The following is a 19,574-nucleotide window of genomic DNA, read 5'->3' on the forward strand; positions in this document are numbered from 1 at the left end:
GCTACCACTGCTCGTCCAACGTCACCGGCACCCGCAGCGGCGCAACAGGGCCGTCACGCTGCCCACACATTTCATCGTGCACCACTTGCTGGACCAGCATGCACGGCACCGGCTGCAAACCGGCCAGCGTCTGGCGCAATTGAGTGATGGAGTGAAAACGAACGGCCTGCCCCTGATCGTCGCTCAGTGTGACCGGCCCCGCATTGGCCATCGCCCGCAGCAGGTAGAAACCGCCCTCCAGCGACAGCAGTTCCAACGCCTGCACCTGGCCGGCAGCGACCTGCTCGAAGAGTGTATTGAGATTCATGGCGTGCCCTCCGGCAGGCGGCGAAAGAACAGGGTGATCTGGCCGATCTCCACGCCCAGCTTGCTCATGCGCGAGCGGTTGATCAGGGTGTCGTCGTCCATCAGGTACATCCAGTCGTCCAGGTCCACCTGCCAGTGCCGCCCGTCAACCGGCAGGTCCAGTTGGTAACGCCAGCGCAGCGCATTGCCAGCCACCTCGCCGCGGGCCTCGCCGATCACGTCGCCAGCGGTGCCACGCCAGCGACCGGGGCCATCGGGCACCAGCGTCCAGGTGCGCCGCTGTCGAGTACCGTCGCTGTAGAGAAACCGCTCGTCAAGGATCAGCCGCTCGCCCTCGCGGTGACTATCGATACGCACATGGAAACGCTTCACGACCTCGCCTGAGCGCTTCTGGAACATGCCCCAGGCCTGCACCGGACGCGCGAAGAAGGCCGCCAGGTCCAGCTTGGGTTGCTCGCCGGCGTAGTGCTCGACGCCGACGTTGCCACAGCTGCCGAGCAACAGGCACATGGTCAACAACAAAGCTTTGTACATATTCAGTGTCCTCGATCGTTACCGGCCAGGCCGAGCAGGCGCTGGCGCAATTGTGGATCCCGGGTGCGCGGGTCAAGCCAGATGGCAAAGAAGGCCCGGGCGAAAGCCACATCGGCCACTTCATGGCGCAGTCGGCCATCGACGTAGAAGCGGCAACCTGTTTGCGGAAGGAACACCCCGGTGATGCGCATACCGGGGCGCACATCCACGAATGCCGCCTGCATTTCACGGGCCCATGCGTCGAACTGTTGCGTGGTGACGGTGCCGGCGCCAAGACGGCGCATCTCCTCCAAGCTTGCCTTGACCAGCGTTTCCCGGGACAACGACCGGTGGTAGCTCAGCTCCAGGGCGAATGGCCGGCTCCAGTCCAGCACCGGTCCCTCGGCCCACAAACGGGCGCTGTACAGACGCAGGCCGAACCAGGTGAATTCCCCTTCACCCAGCCGTTGAGCCGTCACAAGCGTGGCTCGCCAATCCGCGCCGACCGAAGTGAGCGAAATCAGCAGCAGACAGAGGCAGGCTAATCGTCCGGAGCAAACCATGAAAAACCTGTACAGAAGACAAATCCTGTACAAGATTATGGCTTTGTACAGATAATTTTCAATGTTGTATAGAAATTAAGGGCAGCTCGATTCATACCAGGGAGCACTTCGGATGAGTGTCATCACCAACCTCCACAGCCCCGCAAACGTGTTGGTCTGCGGCGCCAGCCAAGGCATCGGGCTTGCCCTGTGCGAACAACTGCTGGCACGCGAAGACGTGGGCCTGCTGATCGCCGTGTCGCGCCAGGCAACCCGCAGCACGTCGCTCGATGCGCTGGCCCTGACGCATGGCCGCAGGTTGATGCGCATCGATTGCGATGCTCGGGATGAACAGGCGTTGCAAGCACTGACGGCGCAGGTCCAGGCCAGCTGTGCGCAGTTGAATCTGGTCATCAGTACCCTTGGCGTACTCCACGAACCCCCGGCTCGCCCCGAGAAGTCCCTGGCGCAACTGGACATCGCGGGGTTGCAGGCCAGCTTCGTGACCAATTGCTTCGCCCCTATCCTGCTGCTCAGGCACCTGCTGCCTTTGCTGCGCCAGCAACCGGTCACCTACGCCGCCTTGTCGGCCCGGGTCGGCTCGATCGGCGACAACCACCTTGGCGGCTGGTACAGCTATCGCGCCAGCAAGGCCGCGCTCAACCAGCTGTTGCGCACGGCCAGCATCGAACTCAAGCGGCTCAACCCCGCTTCGACGGTCCTTGCCCTGCACCCTGGGACCACCGACACCCAGCTCTCGCGCCCCTTCCAGGGCAATGTGCCAATCGACAAACTGTTCTCGCCTGCTTTTGCCGCCGGTTGCATCCTCGAACTCATCGGCCGGCATGGACCATCACAGACCGGTACCTTCTGGGCTTGGGACGGAAGGCAAATTCCCTGGTGACTTGCAGGGGTGTCAGGGATAGGGCGCAACGACACTGGATACTGGGTCAAGGAAGATCAGTTGCAATGGCTCTGCCAGCAGCTGGTCAGCCTGCTCGGCAAAATACTGAAAGTGTTCGGTGGCCAGGTGGGTGTCCAGGGCCTGTTGATGGTCGAACGCTTCGCGCATGTAAAACGTCCCGGGCTCGTCGCTGCGCTCGAACAACATGTAGTCACGATTGCCGGGCTCGGCCCGGGTCGGCTCGATCAGGGCCAGCAAGGCCTCTTTCAGCGCTGCTGCCTGGCCTGGCTTGGCCTTGAGGATGGCAAGGGAAACGAGGGGAAGGTCTTGTGTGTTCACGTCACGCTCCTGGTCAGTTGATTGCCAGCCAGTCTGGCGTGCCCGGCACCTGGGAAAAACCGGCCGTGCGCGTGAACACTTTCACCGATGGAGTGAAAATCAGGACCATCAAAGCAGGCGACGGATCTCAGATACCAACGCGCTTGTCGCCTCTTCAAGCGTTCCTTCGTTGCGACATAAAACCCACCCTTGATCGGCAACCACTCGCTCGAACGCTTCGGTGCAAGCGACATGCTCCTCCAGCGCGTGCATCACGGTACTGCTCAATCCGCGCGACCGCGCCGCTGCCCTCTTCCACGAGAGTTCAGGGTCGGTGACAACGCCCACATGCAGGTCCGGCACCCGCACGTTGCGTTCGAGGTTCAAGCGAAGGATCTCGACAAACGGCACCAGTCGGCGAAACGCCGCATCGGACGGGTACCAGCGATCGATCAGGATGATGCTGTCCGCCGGTTGCTTGGCCAGCACATGCCGGGAAATCCAGGCACGGCTGTCCGCCAGGCGCTCACAAACCTTCATTTCCAGGTCCCGGCAGGGTTTCCTGGCGAACTGGTTGACCAGGACCATGGTTTCGCCCCGGTAGGGATCGCTTTTCTTCTCGCAGATGCGGATCACTTTCCTGTTGTCCGCCCTCAGCGCTTTGGTGACGGCTTCCAGCAGCGTGGTCTTGCCGGTGCCCTTGGGGCCATCGAGGGAAATGAACAGCGAACGACTCATGCTTCACACAACGGTTGAATTCCTTCACGAACAGTCAATGAACCGGGCTCGGTCACATCAGGCAGTAGAACTCGCTGACCTCTGCGACGATCTCCCGGGCGGCATTGTACAGCCTCGCCTCGGGTGTCAGGGCCATGGAGCGGGCTTCCAGCACATAGCGCTGGCCGGCCTGGAAATGGGCGTAATCGAGGGTGAGGTAGCATTGGCGGACGGTGGTGCCGCCGAGCATGCTCATGCCTCCTCCGCCGTTCGTTTCATAGTCAAAGCGCACCACCAGTTCGTGGCTGCCAGGGCTGACCTGGAAGAAACGGCCTTCGTCCAGGCGTTGCTTGTCCAGGCGTTCGGCCAGCAGGACGCGGTCATTGGGGAATGGCAGCGACAGGTCGACCCAGGCCATCTGCGGGTTGGCGGCGGGCAATGGGGTTTGGCAGCCTGGGATGACGGTGATCAGTAACAGCAGTAGCAGCCGGCGCATGGTGAGGTTCCTTGGGGAACTGGATTAAGGATAGCGCTGGGGCGTCGGGTTGTTAATCACCGCGTGGGAACGTGCTGGTGCTCGTCACCTGGGAGGAGATAAAACTCAGGCCCGCCGGGTTGAACCCGGACAGGCCTGAGGAAGGGAAACTGTCGGCCGGCTGGCGGCCCTTGAAGCTACAGACTCTCGTCGAGGAACTTGACCACGGTGCCCATGCACGCCACCCGCTCCTCCACATGCGGCATGTGGCTGGAGTTCTCGAACAACGCCCAGCGGATCCCGGGGATCAGGTCCAGGTACGGCTTGACTACCAGCGGCGTGGCCTCGTCATAGCGCCCGGAGATCAACAGGCTCGGCACGTTGATCCGCGGCAAGCGGTCAACGATGGTCCAGTCCTTGGTGCTGCCGATGATGTGAAATTCGTTGGGCCCGGTCATCGCGTGGTACACGGTCGGGTCGGCCTCCACCTGGGCGAAGGTGCGTGCCACCTCTTCCGGCCAGGGCTTGAGCCGGCACACGTGGCGGTCGTAGAACACCTGGGTGGCGGCGATGTAGTCGGCCGCGGTGTAGTCGCCCACGGCTTCGTGGCGCAGCAGGGTTTCCTGGACGTCCTTGGGCAGCTCTTCGCGCAGGCGGTTGGCCTCGCGCACCCAGGTGCGCATGTCGGCCGGCGAGTTGGCGATCACCAGGCAGCGCAGGCCCCTGGGCTGGCGCACCGCGTGTTCGCTGGCGAGCATGCCGCCCCAGGACTGGCCCAGCAGTGCGTAGCGCTCGCTGATGCCCAGGTGCTCAAGCAGGTTGTCGAGCTCATCCAGGAACAGCTTCACCGTCCAAAACGACGGCGGCATCTGCGGCAGGTGGGTGGAACGGCCGTTGCCCAGCTGGTCGTAGTGGATGACCGGGTAGCCACCGGCGGCGACATCTTTATAGGCATCGACATAGTCGTAGGTGCAGCCCGGGCCGCCGTGCAGGATGACGAGCGGGGTGCGGCCACAGGCCAGGTCGCCGGTGACGCGGTACCAGGTCTGGTATTCGCCAAAGGGGGCAAAACCTTCACGCGATTGGGTGAGTTCCATTTCATCCGGCTCCATGTGAATCATGGAACACACGATATCCCTATGCGCAACGCGGCATAACTAGAGAATTTGCTAGGTTTTCGGTTTTTTTTGCCCTTTTCACGGGTCGAGCAGGCGGTAATGCACCGCCCGGGCGACCGCCTGGACGCGGTTCTTGGCCCCGAGCTTGTGCATCGCCGAGGTCAGGTGCAGGGAAATCGTCGCCAGCGAGCGGTTGAGCTTGTCGGCGATCTCCCCTGCCGTCAGGCCTTCGGCGGCCCAGCGCAGGCACTCGACTTCGCGGCGGGTCAGACGGATGGCGCGGGTAGAGGACTCCTTGGCCAGCAAGGGATAGGCCGCCTCCTGCAGAGCGTGGGCAATCTGACTGAAATCGCCCAGGTGCTCCCGGGCGTCGTCCAGGTCGCGCTGGCTGGCCTGGGGGCGCAGGCCGGTCAGGGTCGCCAGCCCGCCCCGTGGCAGGTGGATCGGCACGGTCACGCCGCAGGTCAGCTGCGCATCGTGCAGGTAGCCGACCACCGGGGCGTGGCGACGGTCGATGTGGCGCTGCAGGATGGTCTCGCCCTTGGGCAGGTACGACCAGACGAAGGGCGCGATGGAGGACACGGCAACCTGCTGTACCGGGTCGATCTGGTAGAAACCCTCGGAACACCACAGGTCCTGCCAGTCCTTCGGGGTCTGGCGCAGTCGGACCACGCTCGGGGTGATCAGCTCGCCGACATGATCCAGCGGCACCGGGCTGTAGTCGTACACGAGGGCATCAAAGCCCAGTTCTGCCGCCAGTTCGGCGACGCTGTCCATCTGTTCGTCCAGGCTCTTGTCCGACGCCAGACGGGCATTGAGTTCAGCCACCTTGGCCTGCATACCTGACACTCCCTGTGATTCCTTTTGGATTTCCATCCCGAAGTCCGGCACGTAGAATGCCACGGCTTGGCGCGGGACTGCCATACAAAACCTATAGGAAACACTAGCTTGTAGGCGACGAAATCTCCTGCGCTAGTTATAGCCCCAAGCCATGGCCAACAGGAGAGTAGCGATGTGGCGTGAGATGCAACCTGACCAGCGGTTCGACGTAGAGGTCGATGGCCATAACGTCGTGGTGTACAGCTTTGGCGAAGGTGACGAGGTGCTGTTGTGCCTCAATGGCGGGCCGGGGCTGCCCTGCGACTACCTGCGCGACGCCCATGCCTGGCTCAAGGACAAGGGTATCCGCGTGGTCGCCTTCGACCAGCTGGGCACCGGCGCCTCCGACCGCCCGGATGACGACAGCCTGTGGAACATCACCCGCTACGTGGCCGAGGTCGAACGCGTGCGCCAGGCCCTGGACCTGGGGCGCGTGCACATGATGGGGCATTCCTGGGGCGGCTGGCTGGCGATCGAGTACGCCATTCATCACCCGCAGTCGCTGAAAAGTCTGATTCTCGAGAACACTGTCGGCGACATTCCGCACCTGATCACCGAGCTTGAGCGCCTGCGCGGCGCGCTGGGCAGCGAGACCGTGGCGATGATGCAGCGCCACGAGGCCCTGGGCACCCTCGATCATCCCCAGTACCAGGCGGCCATCACCCTGCTCAACTACCGCCACGTCTGCCGCCTCGAGCAGTGGCCGGCGCCGATCCAGCGCTCGCTGGGCGACTGGAACATGGGCCCGTACAGCACCATGCAGGGCCCCAACGAGTTCCTTTATATCGGCAACCTCAAGGACTGGAACCGCCTCGAGCAGATGGGCGAGTTCCGCATGCCGGTGCTGATCACCACCGGCCAGCACGACGAGCTGACCCCCGCCTGCGCCATGCGCATGAACCTGGCCCTGCACGGCCGCGCCGAGCTGCACGTGTTCCCCAACAGCAGCCACATGCCGTTCTACGAAGAACCCCAGGCCTATTTCCCGGTGTTGCTGGACTTCCTGCAACGCAACCGGGGCTGACCGATGAGCCTGGCACGTTACCGGTTCGTCCTGATTCGCCCGTTGCAACTGCTGCCGGTGCTGCTGGGCATCAGCATCATCACCTTCGTGCTGGTGCGCTCGATCCCCGGCGACCCGGCGCGGGTGCTGCTGGGCGCGCGCAGCACGCCGGACGCGATCGCGAAGATTCGCGCCCAGTTCGGCCTCGACGAGCCGATCTGGGTGCAGTACCTGTACTTCCTGAAGAACCTGCTCAACGGCGACCTGGGCAAGTCATTGCTGTACAAGGTCGACGCCCTGCCGCTGATTGCCGGGCGCATCGAGCCGACTGTGTTGCTGGTGCTGGGCAGCGTGCTGCTGGCGTTGCTGATCGCCGTGCCGCTGGCCACCCTCGCCGCCCGGCACAAGGGCGGCTGGGCCGACAACCTGATCCGCCTGTTCACCACCGCCGGGCTCGGCCTGCCGGCCTTCTGGCTGGGGCTCATGCTGATCCTGCTGTTCAGCGTGCACTGGGGGCTGTTCCCGGTGTCCGGCTATGGCCGCACCTGGGCAGACAAACTGCACCACCTGGTATTGCCGTGCCTGACCATCGCCCTGGCGCTCTCGGCGGTGCTGGTGCGCAACCTGCGCGCGAGCATCCTCCTGGAGCTACAGGCCGACCACATCACCGCCGCCCGCGCACGCGGCCTGGGCGAAGGGGCGATCCTGCGCCGGCACGTCCTGCCCAACGCCATGCTGCCGACCATCAACCTGCTGGCGGTCAACATCGGCTGGCTGATCAGCGGCACCGTGGTGATCGAAAGCCTGTTCTCGCTGCCCGGTGTCGGCCAGTTGCTCGTGCGCGGCATCTTCACCCGCGACTACATGGTGGTCCAGGGCGTGGCCATGGTGCTGGCCTGCGCCACGGTGGCAGTGAACTTCATCGCCGACGTGGTGACTACCGCCCTCGACCCGCGGGTGACCATCCAATGAGCCAGAGCCCCGCACTGGCGCTACGCTGGCGCCTGGCCTGGCACCTGGGCAATGGCCGCCTGGCGCTGTACTGCGGCCTGGCGATCGTCCTCGGCTGGTGCCTGCTGGCGCTTTGCGCGCCATGGATAGCGCCGTTCGACCCGCTGGCGCAGAACGCCGACCTGCGCCTGGCCGCGCCCAGCCTTGGTCACCCGTTCGGCACCGACAACTTTGGCCGCGACATCCTCTCACGGGTGATCTGGGGCGCGCGCATCGACCTGCAGATGGCGCTGATCGGGGTGATCTTTCCGTTCCTGCTCGGCACCTGCATCGGCGCGGTTTCCGGCTATGTCGGCGGGTTGCTGGACAACATCTGCATGCGCCTGGTCGATATCGTCCTGGCCTTCCCGTTCCTGGTGCTGATGCTGGCGATCATGGCCATCCTCGGCCCGGGCCTGGGCAGCTTCTACATCGCCATGGCCCTGGTCGGCTGGGTGTCCTATGCGCGGCTGATCCGCTCGCAGATCCTGGTGCTCAAGCAAGGCGATTTCGCCCTGGCCGCCAGGAGCCTGGGGTTCAGCCACCGGCGCGTGCTGTTCGGCCACCTGCTGCCCAACGCCCTGTTCGGCTCGGTGGTGTTCTGCATGTCGGATGCCGTGCTGGTGCTGCTCAATGGCGCGGCCGTCAGCTACCTGGGCCTTGGCGTGCAACCGCCCACCCCGGAGTGGGGCACCATGGTGGCCGAGGGGCAGAGTTTCATCACCAGCGCCTGGTGGATCTGCACCTTCCCGGGCCTGGCCGTGGTGACCCTGGCCATGGGCTTCAGCTTGCTGGCCGACGGCGTCGCCGAGCTGCTGGGAGACCGCACATGAGCCCTGCCCTGCTCCAGGTCCGCGAACTGAGCGTCATCGCCCGCGCTGGCCAACGCGATATCCCCCTGGTCGATCGCCTGTCGTTCGACCTCGGCCAGGGCGAGATCCTCGGCCTGGTGGGCGAAAGCGGCTCGGGCAAGACCCTGGCCTGTCGCGGCCTGATGCGCCTGCTGCCGTCGCCGAACCTGCGCCTCGAAGGCCAGGCCGTGCGCCTGGCCGGCAACGACCTGCTGCGCCTGGACGAGGCCGGCATGCGCCGTATGCGCGGTCGCGAGCTGGGCATGATCTTCCAGAACCCCAGTAGCCACCTCGACCCGCTGATGCGTATCGGCGCGCAGATCGCCGAGGGCATCCGCCTGCACCAGGGCGCCTCGCGGCGCGAAGCGCGGGCCGAGGCCATCGAGGTGCTGCGCCAAGTCGGCATCCCCGACCCGAAAACCCGCGTCGACAGCTATCCCCACGAGTTCTCCGGCGGCATGCGGCAACGGGCGATGATCGCCGTGGCCCTGGGCTGCAACCCCAAGGTGCTGATCGCCGACGAGCCGACCACGGCGCTGGACGTCACCGTGCAGGCGCAGATCCTGCGCCTGCTGCTGGAGCTGCGCGACCGCCGCGGCCTGTCGATGATCCTGATCAGCCACGACCTCGGCGTGGTCGCGCAGACCTGCGACAGCATCGCCGTGATGTACGCCGGGCGCCTGTGTGAACACGGCGCCAAGCAGGCCCTGCTGAGCCAGCCGCGCCACCCCTACAGCGCCGGACTGCTGGCCTGCCATCCCGCGACGCGGCGGCACGCGGGACTGATGAACACCATTGCCGGGCAACCGCCGCTGCTCGACGCCCTGCCCGCAGGGTGCCGCTTCGAACCGCGCTGCCCGCAGGCCACGCCTGACTGCCGGGCACAATTGCCGGAACTGCGGGTGATCGGCCCCGGCCATCGCCTGGCCTGCCATACCCCGCTGCTGGCCGGAGGCCTGTCATGACCACGCTGTTGCAGGTCAACGACCTGCATGTGCAGTTCCCCGCCCCGGGCGGCGGCCTGTTAAACCTGCGCCCACGCAAGGTCAACGCCGTCAACGGCGCGTCGCTGAGCCTCGCCGCCGGCCAGGCCCTGGGCCTGGTGGGCGAGTCGGGTTGCGGCAAGAGCACCCTGGCCCGGGCCATCCTGCAACTGACCCCGGCCAGCAGCGGCCAGGTGCTGTTCGACGGCAGCGACATGCGCCAGGGCAACCGCCTGGATATCGAGCGCCTGCGCCGCGAGACCGCGATGATCTTCCAGGACCCGTACAGCGCGCTCAATCCACGCCAGCGCATCGGCCAGATCCTCGCCGAGGTGCTGCAGGTGCAGCGCAAGGTGCCCGCCGCGCAGATCCCCGCCCGGGTCGCCGAACTGCTCGGCCTGGTCGGCCTGCGCGCGGAACTCGCCGAACGCAAGCCCGGCTCGCTCAGTGGCGGCCAGTGCCAGCGGGTCGGCATCGCCCGGGCGCTGGCCGTCGAGCCCCGGCTGATCGTCGCCGACGAGTGCGTCGCCGCCCTCGACGTGTCGATCCAGGGGCAGATCATCAACCTGCTGCTGGAACTGCGCCAGCGCATGGGCCTGGCCCTGCTGTTCATCACCCACGACCTGGGCGTGGTACGCCACCTGTGCGACCGGGTGGCGGTGATGTACCTGGGCCGGATCGTCGAGGAAGGCCCGGTGGCCGAGGTCTTCGACGACCCGCGCCATCCCTACACCGCCGCGCTGGTGCAGTCCATCGCCGACATCGACCCGGCCCGGCGCCTGCCGCAGCACCCGCTGGCCGGCGAGCCGCCGAGCCCGCTGCAGCCACCGTCCGGCTGCGCCTTTCACCCACGTTGTCGCCACGCGTTGCCCGAGTGCGGCGCAGATATTCCCCCCAGCCACGCAGAAGGTGGCCGCTACCATGCCTGCGTCCACCCGCGACTGCCGTGCTGACCCACCCCACATGACCATCAAACGGAGCTTGAGCATGAAACCCACCGCATTGAAGTTACTCACCGCCGCCGTGCTGGCCGCCAGCACCCTGGCCGGTGGCATGGCCCAGGCCGCCGGCGTGCTGACCATCGGCTGCCGCGAGGAGAGCACCACCTTCGACCCGATCAAGAGCGCGCAGAACCGCGACAGCTGGGTCTTCGCCAACGTCTACGACGTGCTGGTACGCGTCGACAACAGCGGCACCAAGCTGCTGCCGGGCCTGGCCGAAAGCTGGAAAGTCTCCGACGACGGCCTGACCTACACCTTCAAGGTTCGCGAAGCCAAGTTCTCCGATGGCTCGCCGCTGACGGCCAGCGATGCGGCGTTCTCCCTGCTGCGCATCCGCGACAACCCCGGCTCGCTGTGGTCCGACTCCTACAAGATCATCGACAAGGCCGAAGCACCGGATGACCGCACCCTGGTGGTGACCCTGAAGAACAAGTCGGTGCCGTTCCTCGCGCAGCTGGCCACCGCCAACGTGTCGATCCTGTCGAAAAAGGCCATGGACGCCATCGGCGAAGAGGCCTACGCCCAGGAACCGGTGACCTCCGGCGCGTTCAAGGTCAAGGAGTGGCTGCGCGGCGACCGCGTGATCCTGGAGAAAAACCCCTACTTCTGGGAAGCCGACAAGGTCAGCCTGGACGGCGTGGAGTGGATCTCGATCCCCGACGACAACACGCGCATGCTCAAGGTCCAGGCCGGCGAACTGGACTCGGCGATCTTCGTGCCGTTCTCCCGCGTTGACGCGCTGCAGAAAGACAAGAGCCTGACCATCCACATCGACCCGTCGACCCGCGAGGACCACCTGCTCATCAACCATGAGAAAGGCCTGCTGGGCAAGGTCGAGGTGCGCGAGGCCATCGACCTGGCGATCGACAAGAAGGCGCTGGTGGAAACCGTGACCTTCGGCCATGGCGAAGCGGCCTACTCGTACATTCCAAAAGGCGCGCTGTACCACAATGCCAACAACCCGCAACGCCCGTTCGACCCGGCCAAGGCCCGTGAACTGCTGAAGAAGGCCGGTGCCGAGGGGCTCAAGGTCAACTACGTGGTCAACGCCGGCAACGAGGCCGACGAGCAGATCGCCGTGCTGGTACAGAAGCAGCTGGCCGATGTCGGCATCACCGCCAACCTGCAGAAGGTCGACCCGACCCAGAGCTGGCAGATGCTGGTCGATGGCGACTACGACCTGTCGGTGATGTACTGGACCAACGACGTGCTCGACCCGGACCAGAAGACCACCTTCGTGCTCGGCCACGACACCAACCAGAACTACATGACCCGCTACCACAACGACAAGGTCAAGGACCTGGTGGCCGCGGCCCGGGTGGAGACCGACCCGGTCAAGCGCGGGCAGATGTACCAGGACCTGCAGAAGCTGGCCAAGCAGGACGTGCACTGGATCGACCTGTACTACAGCCCGTACATCAACATCTCGCGTAGCAATATCCAGAACTTCCTGCAGAACCCGTTGGGCCGTTTCACGCTCGAGGAAACGGTGAAGCTGGATGCAGGGGTGACGACTGCACAGAAGTGAAGGTCAGGGGGCGGCTGATGGCCGCCCCTTTTCGTTTCACACCTTGGCCTTGCGCCGTCGCAACCACATCCAGGCAACCCCCGCCAATACCACCAACCCCACCGGTAGCGCCTGCGCCTTGTACGGCCGCAACGCCGCCCGCGCGGCATCCAGCTTCTCTGTCACATAGCGTTTGTTGGCCTGGTCGAACCGGGGCGCTTCGCACTGGTTGCCGAAATCCTCTGCCCACTGCACGAACGGCCCCTGCTGGACGTAGCGCTTGTACAGCGCGCTTTCCTGCTCGGTGCCCGGCACCCAGCCCGCCGCCGTGCACAGCACCGCGGCGAAGGCTTGGCTGCTGCGCGGCAACTGGTCCGCGGCCTGGTTGGCCAGGTCGGCGGCGACATAACGATAGTGGTAACGCTGGTCGGGCTTGGCCTCGGTCGCCAACTGGCGCTGCACTTCGCCGGCACCGATGAACGGCCCGGGCTGCAGGGTGGCGCTGCCCAGGCTGAAGCTGCCACCCAGCCAGGCATAGTCCGGTGCCATTTCGTAGCCGAGGATTTCCATGCCGGCACCGCGTGCCAAGGTGGCCGCGGCGAACAGCGCCTCGGCGCGGCCCGTGGCCGTCCAGCGCGAGGCGGCCTCCTGGCGATGCTGGCCGTAGGCTTTGGCATCGGCCTGCAACTGCGCCGTGGCGAAGTAGCCGGGCGCCTCGTCATAACGGCCCTCACGCAGCAGACGTCGGCCCAGCAACTCGCGCAGCTGCGTCGCCACCGGTCGCGGCACATAGCCGCCCTCTTCCACCTTGGGGGCCGGTGGCGCCGGCACATGGGCATCGACATAGCCCTTGAGCTCGTCCAGGGTCAGCACGCGGTCGGCCACGTTGGCCGTATCCTGCCAGTAGATGTCCTGGCTGCGGTAGAGCAGGTCGAAGGCCTGCAGGTAGTCGCCGCGCTCCAGCGCCAGGATCGCGCCCTCGCCTTCGACCCGGCAGCCGGGCTTGACGCTTTCGTAGTCCCAATCGGGTGTCTGTCTCGAGCCCCACGACTCTTCGCGGGGGAACGCGGCGGCGGCCTTGGCATAGGCAGCGGCTGCCTGGGCCTTGTCGCCATCGCGCAAGGCCAGCTTGGCGCGCAGCCACCAGGCAAGGCCGGTATCGCCGGCCTGCTGCAGATAGCTCCTGGTCGCGGCATAGCTGCCTTGCTGGTAGGTCAATGCAGCCAGGCGGTCGGCGTCTTCCAGCTTGTCGCCGACACTGGCCTGCAGCAACCCGGGCAGGCGCCGGGCCTGGGTTGGCGGCTGGCCGTCGTAGTCCCAACCGACATGGCTGAGCAGATAGGCGGTGAGCAGCTTGCGTGGCATCGGTTGCGCCAACTGCGTCTTCAGCTGTTCATCTGGCAGGCTCACCAGTTCGTTGGCAAGTTGCCTGAGCGAGCTGTAGCCACTGCCCGAGCCCAGACGGCTCTGGCTGGCATACAAGCGGATGGCGCTGTTCCAGTCGCCAGCGAGCTTGGCCAGGCGGGCCTCCTCGCCAAGGCTGGCAACCCCCAGTTCCAATGGGTCGCTGAAGCCTTCGGCGCTGAGCGCGCGGGCTTGCTGGAAAGCCTCGCGCGCCCGGGCTTGCAGGGCCTGCGGGGTCTGTTGCGGATCATCACTGGCCGCGAAGCTGCGGGCCATCAAGGCCCGCCCCAGCGAGTAGGCTGCCCAGGTGCTGCGCAGCTTGCGTTGTTCAGCTGGCAGGGCCAGCACCTTGGCAAAATAATCCGCGGCCAGGGCGTGGTCGCCGGTGTCGAAAGCCACCGCGCCGGCAATGTACAGGCGCAGTTCATCCGGCAATTCGGCGCCCTGCTCCAGCACTTGTTGCGGATCCGCCAGGGCACGCAGTTGCGCGACCTTTTCGCGCAGCGATTCCGGTAGCTCGCTTGCCTCGATGCGGCTGCGCTGCTCACGGTAAGGTCGGTCGTTGTCGTCACTGTCCCAGTAAGGCGTCAGGGTCACATCGGTGGCGGGCTTGAGGCCTGCGATCTGCTCGCCGAGGCGATTCACCTCGAAGCCGAAATTGCCCTCCGGCAACTCGGCCAGGGTGTGCGCCCGATCGCCGAGCAACTGCATCGGGAAGTCCGGGCCACAGGCCAGCGCCGGAACGGCCGGCACGCTCAGGGACAGGTACAGCAGGCGCCGGGGCCAGTTACGGGTAGACATTCCATGCTCCTTGATCGATTCCATGGCAGCGCGCCCAGCCGAGGACGCGCCGGCCGCCAGCGGCGAGACGCGCGCTGGACTGGCGGTTGAAGATGAGGTGTTGCGGGGATTGCTGCAAGCGGTAGCCGTTGAGCCCGTCTGCGGCGTCACAGGATGCGACGTTCAGCTCCACCCGCGCAGGTATCGGCAGGTCGAGATTGCCGACGTTGACCAGATTGATGTCGCGCAGCCCCGCCTGCCCGGACAGTTCGACCCGCCAGTGGCTGGCGAGCGCGTCGCCTCGCGCCACTGCCTTCAAGGTGGTCAGGCTCCAGGCGCGGCGGTCGCCGGGCAACGGTAGGCGGAACCAGATCAGCCCGGCCAGGTGCGCAGGTGGCTGGTTGCGCCATTGTCTGCCCAGGTCCGCCAGTTGCTGTGGATCGGCCAGCAGTTCGCGGCGTTCGCCGCCACGATTCAACGGTGTTTCGCTTTCCACAACGGGCGCGCCACCGGTATCAGGCAGCAACGCGACGCCATAGGCGGGCAAGGCCAGGTAGAACGGCTTGTCACCGACGCGACTCCAGCGTTCGGCCCATTGCCTGGCCTGTGCCGGATCGAACAGGCCGCGCCGCGGGTCGCTCACTGCGTGCACCTGCAACACACTGCTGTCCACCGCCTGCAACAGCGCCGGCAGCTGCGGGCTGTCGAGCCAGGCGGGCAATGCGGTGATGCTCAGCTTCAGGCCCGGCGGCAGTTGTGCGCGCAGTTTCAGGAGAAATTCGCCATAGCCTGCAAGGCGAGCACTGCCGCTGTCATGGTCGATCTCCAACCCCTCCAGGGCCACACCCGCGGCCTGCCAGTCCGCCAGCAGGCGCGCCATCTGTGGGCCTGCCTCCTGCAGGTCGAGGGCCGGCAACTGGCCGTCCAGGCGCACCACGGCGATCACTGGCCGGCCATCGGCCTTGAGCCGTGGCAGGTCGACCAGCGCCCTGCTCCACCCGGCTTTGGGCTGCGCTTGCAAGGCCAGTACGCGCAAGGTCGAAAAGTCGGCGCGGCTGTCCGCCAGGGCTTGCTCATGGGCGGGTTGCCATTGGCGTTGCCAGATATAGAGCTGCTGGTCGAGCGGCAGTGCGGGCTCAGGCCGGCAGCCGGCGAGCGCGCCGAGCACGACACAGAAGAACAGATGACGCAGGGACGGGGTGGCGGGCATGCAATCCTTTGTCTGGCGCGTTGGGCTGCCGGTGGCGAGGCGGCGATATTACCTCAACTCAGCATCGAGGCGGCGTCCTGCCAGCTGGAGTACAGATGTTCTCCATGGGCGTATATGCGAGGATTACCGTTGGTGAGTAAAGAGCCTTCACTCAGCACGCGTCATTTTAAATAGCTGCGTACTAGCTAGAAGACTATCTAACTTGACTTCAGCTACTAACTTGCAAGGCGAAGAATAATGACCAAATTAATTGATTATCATTCACCAGGCAAACCATACAAGCTTCAAGATTAATTATTTATATATAGTCAGGATTAATAATTCGCAAGCATTCTAATGCACTCATAAAAATCACGTGTTTCATCTAACCCTTCGCCCCACATTTCCTTGCAAAAGCGAAGCGGCCGACTAGTTTTGTGTTTGTCTTCGCCAACATCATAGATACAACTCCCTCGCCAATAAGTTCAGAGGAGTCCATGTCCTTGCGCCCATTGGGCGTGACGTTCGATTGCTGAAACGGAAATCAGTCAAATAACAAGAGGGACGCTTGATGAAGCGCAGCCGCGGGTATCGTGCGCTCTCGCAAAGAGGGCCGGGCAAACATTTCTGGTTGTCAGTACTGTGCTTCTCAGGCCTGGTGATCGCCAGCTTTGTATTATTCGAACAACAGATCCAGAACTTCCTTTCCCACCTCGAACACTTCCTGCCTTCGACCCCCGCCCAGATGCTTACCCTGGCGGTGCTGCTGATCGGCTTGCTGGCGCTGGACGTGGTACTACCCGTGCCGTCGAGCATGGTCGCGCTGTTTGCGGTGGCGACGCTTGGCAGCGTTGGCGGCTACCTGGTGATCTTCATCGGCCTGTGCCTGGGTGCCGGGCTGGGGTATGCGCTAGGGGCGGGGTATTTTCGCCTGCTGTCCAGCCGCCTGGGCCTGCACCAGCGCCAGCCGGGGCAACTGGCGTATCGGCTGGGCACGCTGTCGTTGATCTGCCTGCGCGGCGTGCCGGTGCTGGCGGAAACCTCGGTGGTGGCGGCCGGCATGCAGCGCTATCCGTTGCGCGCCTTCATCCTGGTCACCACCTTGGCCAATGCCGGCCTGGCACTGGCCTACAGCGCCATCGGCAGCTTCCTGGTCGCGCAGAACGCGCTGCTGGTGACCCTGCTCGCCGGCATGGTCCTGCCCGCGTTGTTCATTGCCGGGTACAGCCTGTTCAAGACCTTGCGCAGGGGTGAACCACTGCGCGGGCGTTTCACGGTCAGTTACGACTACCCCGTGGTGTTCACCGAGCACCTGTTCGATCCGCTCAACACCTGCCTGCATCGCCAGCTCACCGCACAGCAGCGTGGTCGGGTAACGGTGCTGGTGTTCGCCGACGAACAGCTGCTGCGCTGCGCACCGCACCTGCCGGGCCAGATCGACGCCTACTTTGCCGCCCATGCTGCGGACCTGAACCTGAAAGCCGCGCCCATCGCCGTGCCGGCCGGTGAGCTGAGCAAGGACGCACAGGTATTGCAACAGCTGTACAGCGACATGCTGAGCCATGGGCTGGACCGCCATTGCTTCGTCCTGGCCCTGGGCGGCGGCGCCGTGCTGGACGCGGTGGGCTACGCCTGCGCCACCTTTCACCGGGGCATGCGCCTGATCCGCATCCCCAGCACGGTACTGGCACAGAACGACGCCGGCATCGGCGTGAAGAACGGCATCAACGCCTTCGGCCAGAAGAACCTGCTCGGCGCCTTCTACCCCGCCTGCGCAGTGATCAATGACTTCCAGCTGCTCACCACGCTTGCCCACCGCGACCGCATCGCCGGCCTGGCCGAGGCGGTCAAGGTGGCGCTGATCAAGGACCGCGCCTTCTTCGAGTGGATGGAGCGGGAGGCCGACGCCCTCGCCCACTTCGATCATCCGGCCAGCCGTTACGCCATCCGCCGTTGCGCCGAGCTGCACCTGGGGCACATCACCGGCGCTGGCGACCCCTTCGAACGCGGCAACGGGCGCCCACTGGACTACGGCCACTGGGCGGCGCACAAGCTGGAAAACCTCAGCCAGCACCGCCTGCGCCACGGTGAAGCGGTGGCGGTGGGCATGGCCCTCGACGGGCTCTATGCCAATGCCCTGGGTCTGTTGAGCGATGCCGACAGCGAGCGCGTCATCAGCCTGTTGCTCAGGCTTGGCTTCAACCTGTGCCCGCCGGAGCTGAGCCTGAAAGATGCGCATGGACGTTCGCGAGTGTTGCTTGGGCTCGAGGAGTTTCGCCAGCACCTGGGCGGGCAGCTGTCCATCCCCATGCTGAGCTGCATCGGCACATCGGTCGACCTGCACGAGATCGATGACGCCCTGATGGAACAGGCGCTGCTGCGGCTGGTCAGCCAGCGCGCGCCCCTCACCCTGGGCGAGGGCTGCGCGCAATGAACCCGATCGCGCCGGACCTGAAAACCTGGCTGACCGTTGGCCGGGTCTCCAACCTGCCCACGGTGTGGACCAACACCCTCGCCGCCGCCCTGCTGGCCAGCAGCGCCGGCGCCCTGGCGCCACCCTCCTCTCTGGTGTGGCTCCTGCTGCTGGCCATGCTGTCGCTGCTGTACCTGGCCGGCATGCTGCTGAACGACCTGCTGGACGCCGATTGGGACCAACAGCACAGCAACGCCCGCCCCATCACCCTCGGGCTGGTCAGCCGGCGGCAGGTGCGCCTGGCCATCTACGGGTTGCTGCTGCTGGCCGCGACCGCTGCGCTCGGCCTGAGCCGCCTGGTCGAACAGCCGCACTGGCTGCTGGGCAGCGTCACCCTGCTGGTGGGCTGCATTCTCGGCTACAACCTGCTGCACAAGACCCACGTCCACAGTGTCTGGTTGATGGGCGCGTGCCGCTCGGCGCTGTACCTCACCGCGGCAGCCAGCCTGGCGGTGCCGGCGCAGCCCATCTGGCTGTGCGCGATCCTGCTGGGCGTGTACATCAGCGGCCTGACCTACCTGGCACGCCAGGAGCACCTCAACCAGTTGCTCAGCCGCCTGCCCCTGCTGCTGATGCTCAGCCCGCTGGCCCTGGCGGCTTACGCCGACACCCTGTGGTTCTGGCCGGTGTTGCTGCTGTGGCTGGGCTGGTTGGGCTGGCACTACTGGCTGCACCTCGCCGATCCGCGGCGCCGACAAGTACGCGCCTTCATCGGCGCGGGGCTGGCGGCCCTCCCGCTGTTCGATGCCCTGGTGCTGGCGGTGGCTGACCAGCCCCTGGGCAGCCTGCTGTGCGTCCTGGTGTTCTTCCTGCTTCCATACCTCCAACGCTGGATCAAACCGACATGAACAGTCATATCGCTGCGTCGCCAACGGCGGCGCTGGACATGCGCCACGACTGCCTGGCCGAACGGCAGCAGGCCTTGATCGCGCAACTCGATCAGGCCGAGTTGCAGTGGTGGCAGCAGGCGCTGGCGCGCCTCGGGCAGTCGCCGGACGCCAACACCGCCGCCCTCCTGAGCAGCCAGTGCAAGCGCCGGATCGGCGATCGGGCCATGCACGACGATGAGGGCTGGAGCCAGTTGCAACTGGCACGCGCACTGCTGCTGGCGCAGGTCATCGACCAGCAGCCCGAGGCCGAGCAGCTGCCTTTGCTGCGCCAGTTGTTCCTGTGGGGCGACGACCAGGAAAAGGTCGCCCTGCTCAAGGCCCTGGACTGGCTCGACAGCCATGGCTCGTGCCTGGAGCTGGCCTTGCAGGCCGGGCGTACCAGCAACAGCCAGGTGTTCGCCGCCCTCGCCCTCGACACCCTCTACCCGTCCCGCCATTACCCGGAGCGGGCGTTCCACCAGCTGGTGCTCAAAGCGCTCGGCATGGGGCTGGACGTGAGCCGCCTGCGCGGTCTGAGCGAGCGTCAGGGCGTCGCCCTCAACCAACTGGCCCTCGATCTGCTGGATGAGCAACTGGCTGCCGCGCGCCCGGTTTCCGGCGGTCTGTACCTGGCGATTGCCTTCAACCTGCTCAGCCCGGCGCAGCACCAGCGTCTACTTGGCCTCAGCCGCCAGCAATGCCTGCCCCCCGGCTGGCATGAGCACCTGGCCGGCCACTTACCGACCTGATAC

The 19,574-nt window shown here is 65.5% G+C and carries 20 protein-coding genes; 10 read left to right on the forward strand and 10 right to left on the reverse strand.

Translation table 11 applies throughout. From position 1 onward, the window contains the following. Position 1: 1 nt before the first annotated feature. From OH705_RS19340 to OH705_RS19350, 3 genes are read right to left on the reverse strand one after another with little or no spacing between them, the layout of a single operon-like run. A complete protein-coding gene (locus tag OH705_RS19340; protein WP_023630325.1) occupies positions 2-307 on the reverse strand; it encodes a DUF6482 family protein in 306 nt (101 codons plus the stop codon). Then, positions 304-840 carry a DUF3833 domain-containing protein gene (locus OH705_RS19345; protein ID WP_110604649.1) on the reverse strand — a complete coding sequence of 179 codons (537 nt, stop codon included), beginning with the start codon at positions 838-840 and terminating at the stop codon, positions 304-306. Before OH705_RS19345 ends, OH705_RS19340 begins: the two co-directional genes overlap by 4 nt. A 2-nt stretch (positions 841-842) precedes the next feature. Next, positions 843-1,382: a chalcone isomerase family protein gene (locus OH705_RS19350; protein ID WP_104443824.1), complete on the reverse strand. Its 540-nt coding sequence runs from the start codon at positions 1,380-1,382 to the stop codon at positions 843-845. Positions 1,383-1,494: 112 nt separating this feature from the next. Between OH705_RS19350 and OH705_RS19355 the strand changes: the two genes are divergently transcribed. Next, positions 1,495-2,265 (forward strand): SDR family NAD(P)-dependent oxidoreductase, encoded by a 771-nt coding sequence (locus tag OH705_RS19355; protein WP_023630322.1) that lies wholly within the window; start codon positions 1,495-1,497, stop codon positions 2,263-2,265. 12 nt (positions 2,266-2,277) lie between these two features. Here OH705_RS19355 and OH705_RS19360 read toward each other — a convergent pair whose 3' ends face one another. The 5 genes from OH705_RS19360 to OH705_RS19380 all read right to left on the reverse strand — a co-directional run bounded on the left by OH705_RS19360 (position 2,278) and on the right by OH705_RS19380 (position 5,733). Then, positions 2,278-2,604, reverse strand: a complete 327-nt coding sequence (locus tag OH705_RS19360) for a putative quinol monooxygenase (RefSeq protein ID WP_023630321.1) — start codon at positions 2,602-2,604, stop codon at positions 2,278-2,280. Positions 2,605-2,712: 108 nt separating this feature from the next. Further along, positions 2,713-3,321 carry a dTMP kinase gene (locus OH705_RS19365; RefSeq protein ID WP_267302781.1) on the reverse strand — a complete coding sequence of 203 codons (609 nt, stop codon included), beginning with the start codon at positions 3,319-3,321 and terminating at the stop codon, positions 2,713-2,715. A gap of 52 nt (positions 3,322-3,373) precedes the next feature. Continuing rightward, a complete protein-coding gene (locus OH705_RS19370) occupies positions 3,374-3,796 on the reverse strand; it encodes a hypothetical protein (protein ID WP_023630318.1) in 423 nt (140 codons plus the stop codon). 176 nt (positions 3,797-3,972) lie between these two features. Further along, on the reverse strand, positions 3,973-4,872 hold the full coding sequence (locus OH705_RS19375; protein ID WP_094009959.1) for a proline iminopeptidase-family hydrolase: 900 nt from the start codon (positions 4,870-4,872) through the stop codon (positions 3,973-3,975). Between the two features lie 99 nt (positions 4,873-4,971). After that, positions 4,972-5,733 (reverse strand): LuxR family transcriptional regulator, encoded by a 762-nt coding sequence (locus OH705_RS19380; RefSeq protein WP_038706159.1) that lies wholly within the window; start codon positions 5,731-5,733, stop codon positions 4,972-4,974. Between the two features lie 172 nt (positions 5,734-5,905). On the opposite strand from OH705_RS19380, the gene OH705_RS19385 reads away from it, so the two are divergent. Genes OH705_RS19385 through OH705_RS19410 form a run of 6 tightly spaced genes read left to right on the forward strand, consistent with a single transcriptional unit; the run spans position 5,906 to position 12,128 of the window. After that, a complete protein-coding gene (locus OH705_RS19385) occupies positions 5,906-6,796 on the forward strand; it encodes a proline iminopeptidase-family hydrolase (RefSeq protein WP_267302782.1) in 891 nt (296 codons plus the stop codon). Positions 6,797-6,799: 3 nt separating this feature from the next. Further along, positions 6,800-7,747, forward strand: a complete 948-nt coding sequence (locus tag OH705_RS19390) for an ABC transporter permease (protein WP_267302783.1) — start codon at positions 6,800-6,802, stop codon at positions 7,745-7,747. Beyond that, on the forward strand, positions 7,744-8,598 hold the full coding sequence (locus OH705_RS19395) for an ABC transporter permease (RefSeq protein ID WP_038706161.1): 855 nt from the start codon (positions 7,744-7,746) through the stop codon (positions 8,596-8,598). The genes OH705_RS19390 and OH705_RS19395 overlap by 4 nt, the downstream gene beginning before the upstream one ends. Then, positions 8,595-9,581, forward strand: coding sequence for an ABC transporter ATP-binding protein (locus OH705_RS19400; protein WP_267302784.1), 987 nt, complete (start codon positions 8,595-8,597; stop codon positions 9,579-9,581). The genes OH705_RS19395 and OH705_RS19400 overlap by 4 nt, the downstream gene beginning before the upstream one ends. Then, on the forward strand, positions 9,578-10,552 hold the full coding sequence (locus OH705_RS19405; RefSeq protein ID WP_038706163.1) for an ABC transporter ATP-binding protein: 975 nt from the start codon (positions 9,578-9,580) through the stop codon (positions 10,550-10,552). Before OH705_RS19400 ends, OH705_RS19405 begins: the two co-directional genes overlap by 4 nt. Positions 10,553-10,586: 34 nt before the next feature. Continuing rightward, positions 10,587-12,128 carry an ABC transporter substrate-binding protein gene (locus OH705_RS19410; protein WP_104443817.1) on the forward strand — a complete coding sequence of 514 codons (1,542 nt, stop codon included), beginning with the start codon at positions 10,587-10,589 and terminating at the stop codon, positions 12,126-12,128. Between the two features lie 36 nt (positions 12,129-12,164). Here the strand turns inward: OH705_RS19410 and OH705_RS19415 are convergent, their stop codons facing one another. Further along, positions 12,165-14,312 carry a hypothetical protein gene (locus OH705_RS19415; RefSeq protein WP_267302785.1) on the reverse strand — a complete coding sequence of 716 codons (2,148 nt, stop codon included), beginning with the start codon at positions 14,310-14,312 and terminating at the stop codon, positions 12,165-12,167. After that, entirely contained in the window at positions 14,299-15,501 is a 1,203-nt protein-coding gene (locus tag OH705_RS19420; RefSeq protein WP_267302786.1) for a DUF3142 domain-containing protein, read from the reverse strand. Before OH705_RS19420 ends, OH705_RS19415 begins: the two co-directional genes overlap by 14 nt. A 550-nt stretch (positions 15,502-16,051) precedes the next feature. On the opposite strand from OH705_RS19420, the gene OH705_RS19425 reads away from it, so the two are divergent. The 3 genes from OH705_RS19425 to OH705_RS19435 are packed head-to-tail and all read left to right on the forward strand — an operon-like array spanning position 16,052 to position 19,571. Then, a complete protein-coding gene (locus tag OH705_RS19425; RefSeq protein ID WP_267302787.1) occupies positions 16,052-17,914 on the forward strand; it encodes a 3-dehydroquinate synthase in 1,863 nt (620 codons plus the stop codon). Then, on the forward strand, positions 17,911-18,801 hold the full coding sequence (locus tag OH705_RS19430) for a UbiA family prenyltransferase (protein WP_267302788.1): 891 nt from the start codon (positions 17,911-17,913) through the stop codon (positions 18,799-18,801). Before OH705_RS19425 ends, OH705_RS19430 begins: the two co-directional genes overlap by 4 nt. Beyond that, positions 18,798-19,571, forward strand: a complete 774-nt coding sequence (locus OH705_RS19435) for an EboA domain-containing protein (protein WP_267302789.1) — start codon at positions 18,798-18,800, stop codon at positions 19,569-19,571. Before OH705_RS19430 ends, OH705_RS19435 begins: the two co-directional genes overlap by 4 nt. Positions 19,572-19,574: the final 3 nt, after the last annotated feature.

Origin of the sequence: Pseudomonas sp. BJa3, assembly GCF_026343815.1 — a bacterium.
Lineage (GTDB): Bacteria > Pseudomonadota > Gammaproteobacteria > Pseudomonadales > Pseudomonadaceae > Aquipseudomonas > Aquipseudomonas soli.